We start from the raw sequence: 11925 nt of genomic DNA on the forward strand, positions 1-11925 counted from the left end.
CCGACCGATCGTGCCTGCCGCGCCCGGCCCTGCGCCGTCGCTTCCGCTAAGCCGTCTTCGCGCCGGCCTGCGGGACCGGCGAGCGGCCCGGGAGCGGCCTGACATCCTGAGGCGCGCCGCCTCGTCCCATGAGGCGCGTCATGAACGACATGGCTCCCTTCGACGCCCGCGTCGAACCCGCAGCCCTGGCCGCAAGGCTGGCTGACGAGCGCGCACCCGACATCGTCGAGGCGCTGAACAACGAGGCGCCCGAGGTCGCCGCGGCGATCCTCCTCGGCCTGCCGATCGAGAAGGCGGTCGAGGTGCTCGATCAGCCGGAGCTGGAGAGTGCCAGCGAGATCATCGAGATGCTGCCCCGCGACCGGGTGGCCTCGTTCCTGTCGGGCATGTCCGCCGACCGCGTGACCGACGTGTTCCGCGAGATCGAGGAGCCCGGCCGCTCCGACCTGCGCGCCCGCCTCGATGCCGAGACGCGGGGCGCCGTCGACCGGCTCTCGGCCTATGGCGAGGAGACCGTCGGCTCGCTGATGACGACGGAGTTCGTCACGGTGCCGGGCACGTGGACGGTGGGTCAGACCCTCGAATATTGCCGCCACGTCGAGAAGACGCGGGAGACGATCTACTCGATCTTCGTCCTCGATCCGCGCACCCGGGCGCTGACGAAGGCGGTGCCCCTGCGGCGGCTCATCTCCGGCAACCCGGAGGACAACGTGCTCACCGTGGCACCGGGCCGTGCGCCGCTCGCGGTCTCGCCCACGGCCAGCCGCGACGAGGCCGCGCGCCTCATCTCGAAATACGATCTCCTCGCCCTGCCGGTGGTGGATGCGGTGGGCCACGTCATCGGCATCGTCACCGTGGACGACATGATCGACGCGATGATCGAGAAGCAGACGCAGGAGGTGCAGCGCTTCGGCGGCATGGAGGCGCTGCCCGAGCCCTACATGGATATCGGCTTCCTCACGATGATCCGGAAGCGGGCCGGCTGGCTCTGCGCCCTGTTCCTCTCGGAGATGCTGACCGCCTCGGCGATGCAGGGCTTCGAGGGCGAATTGGAGAAGGCCATCGTCCTCACCCTGTTCATCCCGCTCATCATGAGCTCGGGCGGCAATTCCGGTTCGCAGGCGACCTCGCTCCTCATCCGCGCCCTCGCGCTGCATCAGGTGCGCCTGCGCGACTGGTGGAAGGTGGCGTTGCGCGAACTCCCCACCGGACTGGTGCTCGGCGGCATCCTCGGGGTGATCGCCGTGGTGCGCATCGTCGCGTGGCAGAAGCTCGGCCTCTACGATTACGGCGAGCACTGGCCGCTGGTAGCGGCGACGGTGGGGCTAGCCCTCGTGGGCATCGTGACCTTCGGATCACTCGCCGGCTCGATGCTGCCCTTCCTGCTTCAGCGCATCGGATTCGACCCCGCGACCGCCTCGGCGCCGTTCGTGGCGACGCTCGTCGATGTGACGGGGCTCGTGATCTACTTCTCGGTGGCGCTGCTGATCCTGCGCGGGACGCTGCTGTGAACCCACCGCCGTCATTGCGAACGCAGTGAAGCAATCCAGGGAAGCGCCTCATTCCGAGGCGGCCCGCTGCCCTGGATTGCTTCGCTATGCTCGCAAAGACGGGAGCGCCTAGCGAATTGCGTCGACCAGCCGTTTCCGCTGCACCTTGCCGTTGGCGGTCCTCGGCAGGGCGTCGAGGAAGCGGATCTCGCGGGGGCGCTTGTAGGCGGCGAGGCGGTCCGCGCACCAGTCGAGCAGCGCCCCGGCATCCGGGGTGGCGCCCGGTTGGAGCACCACGAAGCCGCAGATCACCGACACGTCGGCGCGCACCGGCAACTCGGCCACGCCCACCTCGGCGACAATGGGGTGCGCGCCGAGCACCACCTCGACCTCGTTCGGCGAGACGCGGTAGCCCATCGCCTTCATCAGGTCGTTGTTGCGGCCCTCGAACCAGAGGTAGCCGTCCTCATCGAACCGGGCGAGGTCGCCGCCGACGAACCACTCGCCACGGAACACCTCCGCCTCCTCGTCCGGCCGGTTCCAGTAGCCGAGCATCAGCGCCGGCTCGGAGCGGTGGACGGCGAGGAGCCCACTCTCGCCCACCGGCAACGGCTCCGGCTCGCCCTCGACGGGGAGGATCGCCACGCGCCGCCCCGGCTGCGGCTTGCCCGGCGATCCCGGACGCACGGGGATGGTCGGTCCGCTGGAGATGTAGGTCGAGATCTCGCTCATCCCGAGGGCTTCGTAGAGCGGCTTGCCGGTCGCCTCGGTCCAGGCGTCGAGCAACTCGACGGAGAGCGGTTCGCCCGCCGTGCAGCCGTGGCGCAGGCTGGTGAGGTCGTGGGCGGGCAGGTCGCCGTATTTCAGGATCTGCCGGTAGAGGGTCGGCACGGCGGCGAAGATCGTTGCGCCGTAGCGGGCGATCAGCCGGGGCCAGACGCCCGGATCGCGCGGGCCGTTATAGAGCACCGCCGTCGCGCCCACCGACCACGGGTCGGACAGGCCGACACCGAGCGTGTAGGTCCAATTCATCGTGCCGGCATGAAGCATCACATCGGATTCGGTGATGCCGATCCAGTGGGCAAGCATCGGCCGGCGGCCGTAAGTCGCCCGGTGGCCGTGCAGCACGCCCTTCGGCCGGCTGGTCGTGCCGGAGGTGTAGATCAGCATGGCCGGGTCGTCGGCAGCCGTGTCGGCGTAGTCTGCCAGCGGCTCGCCGGTCTTCAACGCCGCGATGGCGGCGGCGTCGAGGACGATGCGCCCGGCCAGGACATCCGGCTCGACGGTGCAGCCGCCGGCCAGCGCCACCGCCGCCGCGCCGGAATTCTCCATCAGGAAGGCAGCCTCGCCCTCCGTCAGCTGCGGCGACGAGGGCAGCGAGACGAGCCCCGCCGCCATCGCCCCGAAATGGAGGAGCGCATAATCCGCGTCGTTGCCCATGCGGATCATCACCCGGTCGCCGGGCTTGAGCCCCATCCGCAGAAGCCCCGCGCCGATGCCGCGCACCGCCCGGTCCACCTCGCCGAAGGTGAGCCGCGCCTCCGTCCCGTCGCCCACGAGGATGAGGGCGGTCTTCTCGGGCCGAAGGCGGGCGTTCTCGCCGATGCAATAGCGGGCCGCGTTGAAGCGGGCGGGCGGCTGGCGGCTTTCGTTCAACGGGCGTCTCTCTAGGGTGGCGGCGGATCTTACGTCCGCCGCTGGGTCTCCCGTTCTTCCAGCCCCTTGAGCACCTTGTCGAGGGTCATCGGGTAATCGCGGATGCGGATGCCCGTGGCGTTGTAGATCGCGTTCGCGACCGAGGCGCCCGCACCGCAGATGCCGAGTTCGCCCAAGCCCTTGCTCTTCAGCGGGTTCGCCTTGTCATCGAGTTCGGGCAGGAAGAACGCGTCGACGTTCGGCACGTCGGCATGGGTGGAGACGTGGTACTCCGCGAGGTCGTGGTTCACGTAGTAGCTGTAGCGCGGGTCGATCACGGCATCCTCCATCAGCGCCGCGCCGACGCCGAAGATCATGCCGCCGATGGCCTGAGACCTGGCCGTCTTCTCGTTGAGGATGCGCCCGCCGGTGAAGCAGCCGAGCATCCGCCGCAGCCGGATCTCGCCGGTATCGACGTCCACGCCCACCTCGGCGAAATGCGCGCCGTAGGAGTATTGCGAGAACTTCTTCTCCATCTCGCCGGGCTTGATCTCGCCCTTGGCCTCCAGACCCTCGGACCCGACGATGTCCTTGAGCGCCACCGAGCGTCCGCCGACGCTCACCGAGCCATTGGCGAAGGTCGCATCGCCGGAGCCGAGCCCCGCCTTCTCGACCAGCGCCTTCCGAAGGTTGTCGCAGGCGACGTAGAGGGCGGAGCCGGCCGAGCCGGCGCCGAACGAGCCGCCGGAGCCAGACGCCTTCGGGAAGTTCGTGTCGCCGAGTTCGACGCGCACCTTGTCGGCGGGCAGGCCCATCATCTCACCGCCGATCTGGGTGAGGATCGTGTAGGTGCCTGTGCCGAGATCGGTCATCGCCATGCGGACAACGAGCACGCCGTCCGGTCCGAGGCGCACCGAGGCCGAGGACGGCTTCAGCGGGTTCTGCCGCGCCGCCGCCGACATGCCGATACCGACGAGCCATTGCCCATCGCGGGTGGTGCCCGGCTTGGCGCGCTTGTCCCAGCCGAACCGTGCCGCGCCCTCCTTCATGCAATCGATGAGGCGGCGGGTGGAGTAGGGGATCTTCTTCTCCGGATCCTCCTTCGGCTCGTTGCGGACGCGCAGCTCGATCGGGTCGATGTTCAGCCGCTCGGCCATCTCGTCCATGGCGCATTCGAACGCGAGCTGACCCACGGCCTCGCCGGGCGCGCGCATCGAGGAAGCGATGGGCAGGTTCAGGTTGACCAGCCGGTGCGCGGTCATGCGGTTCGGCGCCGCGTAGAGCGAGCGCGTCACGTTGGCGGCAGATTCGTAGAACGCATCGCCGATAGCCGTGTCCGACCACGATTCGTGGCCGATGGCCGTGAGACGTCCGTCCTGATCGGCTCCGAGGCGGACGCGCTGGATCGTGTCGGTGCGGTGCGTCCCGACGTGGAACTCTTGCTGACGGGTCATCGCGACCTTCACCGGCCGCTTGACGACCTTCGAGGCCAGGGCGGCGAGCGTCGCCTCGGGCAGGGCCTGAAGCTTCGAGCCGAATCCGCCGCCGATATAGGGCGTGACGATCCGCACCTTCTCAGGCGGGAGCTTCAGCACCGAGCCGAGCGGCGGCTGGCCCCGGTTCGGCATCTGGTTGGCCGAATACAGCACCACGGCATCGCCGTCCGGCCCCGTCTGCCATTCCGCGATGGTGGCATGCGGCTCCATCTGCGCGTGGATCTGCGTCGGCGTGGTGTACTCGACGTCGATCTGGATCGGCGCCTTGGCGAAGGCGCCGTCGAAATCGCCAAGGGCGGAATCCGGCTTAACGCCGGGCGATGTCCCCATCGGCTTCGGCTCGTAGGCCGCGCCGAGGTTCGGCTTCAGCAGGCCCTTCGGCTTGGCGGCGTCGTAGCTCACCTTCACCAGCATGGCGGCGGCGCGGGCCTGCTCGAAGGTCTCCGCGACGACGAAGGCGACCGGCTGGCCGTAGAACGAGACCTCACGGCCCTGCAGCTGCGGCCAGACCTGTTCCTTCTTCTCGCCCTGCTCCGGCACGTTCTCGTGGGTCATCACGAGGATCGTGCCCGGCGCCTTGCGGGCGGCTTCGGCATCGATGGCCTTGATCGTCCCGGCGGCGACGGTCGCCGTGACGATGTAGCCGTAGGCCGGGTTCTTGAGCGCACGGTTCTCGTAGGCGTAGGGCGCGCGGCCCGTCACCTTGAGCGGCCCGTCGACGCGGTCGAGGGGCTTGCCGACGAGGCCGTCGGCGCGGTCATCGAGCGGCGTGCGGCCGATCGGCTGGTTCATCTCCATGGCGGATGTCCTGCGTTCGGCGTCAGGCGCGGGTCGCTTGCGCGACGACGGCGCGCAAGGTCCTGCGGGTGAGGGGGATCTTGAAGTCGTTGGCGCCGTAGCCGCGGGCGCCCTTCAGCACCCGGTCGGCGGCTTCGTCGGCGGAGCCGGTGCGGACCAGCGCCTCCTCGGCCGCCGCCACGCGCCACGGCTTGTGCGCGAGGCCGCCGAAAGCGAGACGCGCCGTGCCGATGCGGCCCTTGCCTTCCGCCGCGATCACCGCCGCGATGGAGATGGTGGCGAAGGCGTAGGAGGCCCGGTCCCGGACCTTCCGGTAGATGTGCGTGCCCTCGATCGGCTTCGGCAGCATCACCGCCGTGATGATCTCGCCCTTCTTCAGATCGGTCTCAATCTGCGGCGTGTCGCCCGGCAGCCGGTGGAAATCGGCCATGGCGATGTGGCGGGTCTGGCCCTCAGGGTTCATCGTCTCGACGGTGGCGTCGAGGGCGGCCATCGCGACGTTCATGTCGGACGGGTTGGTGGCGATGCACTGATCGCTCGCCCCGACCACCGCCATGATGCGGTTAAAGCCGCCGATGGCCGCGCAGCCCGAGCCCGGCTCGCGCTTATTGCAGGGCATCGACGTGTCGTAGAAGTAGTAGCAGCGGGTGCGCTGAAGCAGGTTGCCGGCGGTGGTCGCCTTGTTGCGCAACTGCCCCGAGGCCCCGGCGAGCAGGGCCCGCGAGAGCACCGCGTAATCCTTCCGCACGCGGGGATGGGCGGCGAGATCGGCATTGCGCACCAGGGCGCCGATGCGCAGCCCGCCGTCCTGCGTGTCCTCGACCTGCGCCAGGGGCAGGCGGTTGACGTCGACCAGGGTGGCGGGCGTCTCGACCTGAAGCTTCATCAGGTCGAGGAGGTTGGTGCCGCCGGCGATGAACGTGGCGTTCGGCCGCTCGGCGACGATCTTCGCCGCCTCCTGCACGGTCGCAGGACGCTCGTAGGTGAAGGCCTTCATTGTCCGACCCTCACAGCTTCGTGCCGGCGGTGTCGCGGATCGCCGCGACGATGTTCGGGTAGGCCGAGCAGCGGCAGATGTTGCCCGCCATCCGCTCGCGGATCTCGGCGTCGTTCAGGGAGGCCTTGGCCGTGAGGTCGTCGGTGACGTGGCTCGGAAAGCCGTCCTTGACCTCGTTCAGCATGCCCACCGCCGAGCAGATCTGCCCCGGCGTGCAGTAGCCGCACTGAAAGCCGTCGTGCTGGATGAAGGCGGCCTGCATCGGGTGCAGCGTCTCGCCCTGGGCCAGCCCTTCGATGGTCGTGATGTCGTCGCCCTCGTGCATGACAGCGAGAGTTAGGCAGGAATTGATGCGCCGCCCGTTCACCAGCACCGTGCAGGCGCCGCACTGGCCGTGATCGCAGCCCTTCTTCGAGCCCGTGAGCGCGAGATGCTCGCGCAGGGTGTCGAGCAGGGAGGTGCGGGTGTCGAGGTTCAGGTCGTGCGCCTGCCCGTTGATGGTGAGGCGCACCGGCATGGTCTGCGGCGCCGGGTCTCCGGCGGCGGGGGTTTCCGCCCGCGCGGAGGATGTGGGCAGGCCGAAGCCGCCGAGGCCGAGGGCGCCGACGACGGCGCATCCTTCCACGACCGCACGGCGCGTCGGCGCACCCGCCTTGCCCGGTGAGTGGTCTGTCATGCTGCAAATCCGCTGAGAGACAGCCAGCGCGACCGCGCGGCGTGATCCAGAAAGCGTCAGGGCAACGTCGCATGGCCCAGGCTGGATCCACTCCAGACTGCGCCCGATCCGCACGGGGTTCGGGCTCGCCCTGGCGATGGCGGCGTTGTCGCCACAGGTGAGGATCGATCCCTCACAGGCAGGAAAGGCCCGGCATGGCTTCCATCCCGACGCTGACGATGAACGACGGCCGCAGCATCCCGCAGATCGGCTACGGCTGCTGGCAGATCCCCGAGGACAAGGCACCGGGCCTCGTGGGCGATGCGCTGAAGGCAGGTTATCGGCTGATCGACACGGCCGCCGCCTATGGCAACGAGGCCGGGGTCGGAAAAGGCATCCGCGACTCGGGCGTGCCGCGCGACGAAGTCTTCCTGACGACGAAGCTCTGGAACGACCGGCAGGGCCCCGACGCCGCCAAGGCCTTCGAGGAAAGCCTCGCCAAGCTCGGCCTCGATTACGTCGATCTTTACCTCATCCACTGGCCGTGCCCGCAGCGCCGGCTCTTCGTTGAGACCTGGAAGGCGATGATCGCCCTGCGCGATGCCGGGAAGATCAGGTCCATCGGCGTCTCGAACTTCACGGACGAACACCTCGCCACCCTCGTCGGGGAAACCGGGGTGACGCCTGCAGTAAACCAGATCGAGTTGCACCCCTACTTCCAGCGGCAGGATGCCCGCGCCACCGACAAGGATCGCGGCATCGTGACGGAGGCCTGGAGCCCCCTCGGCCGGGGCGAGGAACTGAAGGATCCGGTGATCGCCGAGATCGCCAAGGCACGCGGGAAGAGCCCCGCCCAGGTGATCCTGCGGTGGCATATCCAGATCGGCGTGGTGGTGATCCCCAAGAGCGCCAACCCGCAGCGGATCGTCGAGAACATCTCGATCTTCGACTTCACGTTGAGCCCGGAGGAGATGGCGCGGATCAGCAAGCTCGATAAGCCGGGCGGGCGGATCGGACCCGACCCCGCCACCTTCTGCTGAGCTTCAGTAGGCTGCTAGAAAAGTCTTGTCGAGGAGAAGAGAGTTCTCCTTCGCCGACCACACCCTCTCCGTCTTTGCGAGCGCAGCGAAGCAATCCAGGGTCAGCGGGTCGTTTCCGAATGAGGCGCGTCCCTGGATTGCTTCGCTATCGCTCGCAAAGACGGCAGCGGTCGCATGCTAGCGCCGTATCCTACGAAGGCTCATCTCCCTCGCAGACTTTCTCGGCAGCCTACTAATGGTCGCGGACGCGCTTGTCGGGATGCTGCGATGCAACCTGACAATCGCGCCGCAAAAGATTTATGCTCAAAGCTAGCATATCTAGACAGAGGCATCCGGCACCCATAAGTTAGGCGGCACAATGCTCAAAGTGAGCATAATTGGAGGACGCCATGACGGCGACCATCGCGCCCGCCTCCCGGATGCCGGGGGCCCTTCCTCTGCCGGACCTGTACGCGCGGGTCTCTCGTCACGTCCCGGCCATCGAATGGCCGGCGCTAGCGCCGGACATCGAGGCGATCCTGCGCCTGAAGCGCGAGAAGAACGCGGTGATCCTGGCGCATAATTATCAAGCGCCGGAGATCTTCCACACGGTGGCGGATATCGTCGGTGACAGCCTCGCCCTGGCGCGTGAGGCCGTGACGGTCGATGCGGACATCATCGTGCTGGCGGGCGTCCACTTCATGGCCGAGACCGCCAAGCTCCTGAACCCGTCGAAGACGGTGCTCATCCCCGACATGGGCGCGGGGTGCTCGCTCGCCGATTCCATCACGGCCGAGGACGTCCGCGCCCTGCGCCGGAAGTATCCGGGCGTGCCGGTCGTCACCTACGTCAATACGTCGGCGGCGGTGAAGGCCGAGTCGGACCTCTGCTGCACCAGCGGCAACGCCGTGCAGGTGGTGCGCTCCCTGAATGCGCCCCGCGTGCTGATGATCCCCGACGAGTTCCTGGCGCAGAACGTCCAGGCCGAGGTGCCGGAGGTCGAGATCCTGACCTGGGCCGGGCATTGCGAAGTGCACGAGCGCTTCACGCCCGCCGACATCCGCGACGTGCGTGAGAGCTACCCCGGCGTCACGGTCATCGCCCACCCCGAATGCCCACCGGACGTGGTGGCCGAATCGGACTTCTCCGGCTCGACCGCGATGATGATGGACTTCGTGGTGCAGAAGCGGCCGGCGCAGGTGGTGCTCGTCACCGAATGCTCGATGGCCGACAATATCGCGGCAGCGAATCCGGACATCGAGTTCATCAAGCCCTGCAACATGTGCCCGCACATGAAGCGGATGAGCCTGCGCAACATCCGCCGCTCGCTCGAAACCCTGACCCACGAGGTCACGGTCGATCCGGCCCTCGCCGACCGGGCGCGGGCCGCCGTGGAACGGATGCTGGCAGTGAGGACGCGATGAACGCCTTCTCCCGCAACCCGGCGGACCGGGTGGTGGTGGTCGGCGGCGGCGTCGCCGGCCTCAGCACCGCCCTGCGCCTCGCCCCCCGTCCCGTCACGCTGGTGACTGCCTCTCCGCTGGGCCTCGGCACAGCCACCGGTTGGGCGCAGGGTGGCATCGCCTCGGCCATGGGCGCCGACGATTCGGCGGCGCTGCACGCCGCCGATACGGAACTGGCCGGCGCCGGCCTCACGGAGCCGGACGTGGCGCTCCGCATCGCCGCCGAGGGGCCGCGCCTGATCGACTGGCTGGTGAGCCTCGGCGCGCCGTTCGACCGGAGCGAGGACGGCGCGCTGGCGCTGGGCCTGGAAGCCGCCCACAGCCGCCGCCGCATCGTGCGGGCCGGCGGTGATTCGACCGGCGCACGGGTGCTCGAAACCCTCGTCGCGGCGGTGCTGAACGCGCCGTGGGTCGAGGTGGTGAGCGCCGCCGTCACCGATCTGCTCCGCGACGAGTCCGGCGCGGTGGCGGGCGTCGTCGCCGAGAGCGACGGAGCACGCTTCCGCATCCCCGCCCGCGCGGTGGTGCTGGCCACGGGCGGGCTCGGAGGGCTCTACGCCTCCACCACGAACCCGCCCGGCGCCATCGGGCGCGGCATCGCCCTGGCGGCGCGGGCCGGGGCGACGCTCCGCGACATGGAGTTCGTGCAGTTCCACCCGACGGCCATCGCGGCGGGGCGCGATCCCATGCCGCTTGCCACCGAGGCCCTGCGCGGGGAGGGCGCCCGCCTCATCGACGAGACCGGCGCCGCCGTGATGGCCGGCATCGCGGGAGGCGATCTGGCTCCGCGCGATGTCGTTGCCCGCGGCATCTTCCAGGCGCTGCAACGGGGGCGCACCGTCTATCTCGACACGCGCGGGGCGCTCGGCGCCGCGATGCCGACGCGCTTCCCCACCGTCGCGGCCCTCTGCGCCTCGGCGGGCATCGACCCGGCGACACAGGCGATCCCGGTTCGGCCGGCGGCCCACTACCACATGGGCGGCGTGAAGGTGGATGCCCACGGCGCGTCGAGCGTGCCCGGCCTCTATGCCTGCGGCGAGGTGTCCTCGACCGGCCTGCACGGGGCGAACCGGCTCGCCAGCAATTCGCTCCTCGAAGGTCTGGCCTATGCCGGCTTCATCGCGGATGGGCTCGACGTGCCGCCGCCGCGCCGGATCCTGCCCGACACCGCCCACCGCCGCGCGGGCTCGGACCTCGCGGCAATCCGCGCGGTGATGGAGACGAAGGTCGGCGTGGTGCGCGAGGAGGTGGGCCTTTCCGCTGCCGTGGCCGAGTTGTCGCCGCTGGCCGAGACCTGCGACGCGGCCCTGGTCGCCTCGCTGATCGCATCGAGCGCGCTGTCCCGGCAGGAGAGCCGTGGCGCCCACTGGCGTAGCGACCATCCCTATCCGGCGCCCGCCCGCCACACCGAGACGACGCCCGCCAGCGTCGCCGCGCCCGCTCTTGCGGAGTGAGACAGCCGTGACCGAGATCCTTCCCCTGCCGAGGCTCCTCGTGGAGCCGATCGTCCGCGCGGCCCTGGTCGAGGATCTCGGCCGGGCGGGCGACATCACCACCGATTCTATCGTGCCGCCGGGCGCGCGGATGAAGGGCGTCATCGCCGCCCGTCAGCCAGGTGTGATCTCCGGCACCGATGCGGCGTCCATCGCCTTCGCCCTGGTCGATCCCGAGGTGAGCGTCACCGTCGAGCGCGGGGACGGCACGAAGGTCGCCCCCGGCGACGTGGTGCTCCGCCTCGACGGTCCCGCGCGGGCGATCCTCACCGCCGAGCGGGTGGCGCTGAACCTGCTGTGCCGGATGTCGGGCGTCGCCACGGCCACGAACGGCCTCGTCGAGGCGGCCCGGCCGCACGGCAAGGCGTCCATCGTTTGCACCCGCAAGACGACGCCGGGCCTGCGCTCCCTGGAAAAGCACGCGGTGCGGGCCGGCGGCGGCTCGAACCACCGCTTCGGCCTCGATGACGCGGTGCTCATCAAGGACAACCACATCGCGGTGGCGGGCGGTGTCCGCGAGGCCATCGAGCGCGCCAAGGCGCGGGCCGGGCACCTCGTGAAGATCGAGTGCGAGGTCGACACCCTCGACCAGTTGCAGGAAGCCCTGTCGGTCGGCATCGATGCCGTGCTCCTCGACAACATGGACCCGGCGACTCTCGCCCGTGCCGTGGCGATGATCGACGGCCGGGCTCTGTCCGAGGCATCCGGCCGGATCACCGTCGAGACCGTCGGCGCGGTGGCGGGCTCGGGCGTGGACCTGATCTCCTGCGGCTGGATCACCCACTCGGCGGCGATCATCGACCTCGGGTTGGACGCGGCCTGACAGTCAGGCCGTCGCTGCCTCCAACCCTCCACCGTCATTGCGAGCGGCAGCGAAGC

9 protein-coding genes are annotated in these 11925 nt (G+C 69.4%); 5 read left to right on the top strand and 4 right to left on the bottom strand.

Going from position 1 to position 11925, the window contains the following annotated elements; translation table 11 throughout:
* The first annotated feature begins 140 nt into the window (after positions 1-140).
* Entirely contained in the window at positions 141-1511 is a 1371-nt protein-coding gene (gene mgtE / locus ACS5Q7_RS17355) for a magnesium transporter (protein WP_478340527.1), read from the top strand.
* 108 nt (positions 1512-1619) lie between these two features.
* On the opposite strand, the gene ACS5Q7_RS17360 is transcribed toward mgtE, so the two are convergent.
* The 4 genes from ACS5Q7_RS17360 to paoA are packed head-to-tail and all read right to left on the bottom strand — an operon-like array spanning position 1620 to position 7092.
* Positions 1620-3146 (bottom strand): class I adenylate-forming enzyme family protein, encoded by a 1527-nt coding sequence (locus ACS5Q7_RS17360; protein WP_478340528.1) that lies wholly within the window; start codon positions 3144-3146, stop codon positions 1620-1622.
* A 29-nt stretch (positions 3147-3175) separates the two neighbouring features.
* Positions 3176-5419, bottom strand: a complete 2244-nt coding sequence (locus ACS5Q7_RS17365; RefSeq protein ID WP_478340529.1) for a molybdopterin cofactor-binding domain-containing protein — start codon at positions 5417-5419, stop codon at positions 3176-3178.
* Between the two features lie 22 nt (positions 5420-5441).
* Positions 5442-6416: an FAD binding domain-containing protein gene (locus ACS5Q7_RS17370; RefSeq protein WP_478340530.1), complete on the bottom strand. Its 975-nt coding sequence runs from the start codon at positions 6414-6416 to the stop codon at positions 5442-5444.
* A gap of 10 nt (positions 6417-6426) precedes the next feature.
* Entirely contained in the window at positions 6427-7092 is a 666-nt protein-coding gene (gene paoA, locus ACS5Q7_RS17375; protein ID WP_478340531.1) for an aldehyde dehydrogenase iron-sulfur subunit PaoA, read from the bottom strand.
* A 194-nt stretch (positions 7093-7286) separates the two neighbouring features.
* Between paoA and ACS5Q7_RS17380 the strand changes: the two genes are divergently transcribed.
* The 4 genes from ACS5Q7_RS17380 (at position 7287) to nadC (ending at position 11869) form a co-directional block, all read left to right on the top strand.
* A complete protein-coding gene (locus ACS5Q7_RS17380) occupies positions 7287-8111 on the top strand; it encodes an aldo/keto reductase (RefSeq protein ID WP_478340532.1) in 825 nt (274 codons plus the stop codon).
* Between the two features lie 389 nt (positions 8112-8500).
* Positions 8501-9514, top strand: coding sequence for a quinolinate synthase NadA (gene nadA, locus ACS5Q7_RS17385; RefSeq protein WP_478340533.1), 1014 nt, complete (start codon positions 8501-8503; stop codon positions 9512-9514).
* Complete coding sequence (locus tag ACS5Q7_RS17390; protein ID WP_478340534.1) at positions 9511-11007, top strand: L-aspartate oxidase; 1497 nt, start codon at positions 9511-9513, stop codon at positions 11005-11007. Before nadA ends, ACS5Q7_RS17390 begins: the two co-directional genes overlap by 4 nt.
* Before the next feature lie 7 nt (positions 11008-11014).
* Positions 11015-11869 carry a carboxylating nicotinate-nucleotide diphosphorylase gene (gene nadC, locus ACS5Q7_RS17395; RefSeq protein WP_478340535.1) on the top strand — a complete coding sequence of 285 codons (855 nt, stop codon included), beginning with the start codon at positions 11015-11017 and terminating at the stop codon, positions 11867-11869.
* The last annotated feature ends 56 nt before the right edge of the window (positions 11870-11925 follow it).

This window comes from Methylobacterium sp. Gmos3, assembly GCF_056430985.1.

What these genes read in the sequence shown, in the direction of transcription:
- ACS5Q7_RS17390 (WP_478340534.1), top strand. Translation starts at nt 9,511, where the DNA reads ATGAACGCCTTCTCCCGCAACCCGGCGGACCGGGTGGTGGTGGTCGGC.
- nadA (WP_478340533.1), top strand. Translation starts at nt 8,501, where the DNA reads ATGACGGCGACCATCGCGCCCGCCTCCCGGATGCCGGGGGCCCTTCCT.
- ACS5Q7_RS17370 (WP_478340530.1), bottom strand. Translation starts at nt 6,416, where the DNA reads ATGAAGGCCTTCACCTACGAGCGTCCTGCGACCGTGCAGGAGGCGGCG.
- paoA (WP_478340531.1), bottom strand. Translation starts at nt 7,092, where the DNA reads ATGACAGACCACTCACCGGGCAAGGCGGGTGCGCCGACGCGCCGTGCG.
- ACS5Q7_RS17380 (WP_478340532.1), top strand. Translation starts at nt 7,287, where the DNA reads ATGGCTTCCATCCCGACGCTGACGATGAACGACGGCCGCAGCATCCCG.
- ACS5Q7_RS17365 (WP_478340529.1), bottom strand. Translation starts at nt 5,419, where the DNA reads ATGGAGATGAACCAGCCGATCGGCCGCACGCCGCTCGATGACCGCGCC.
- mgtE (WP_478340527.1), top strand. Translation starts at nt 141, where the DNA reads ATGAACGACATGGCTCCCTTCGACGCCCGCGTCGAACCCGCAGCCCTG.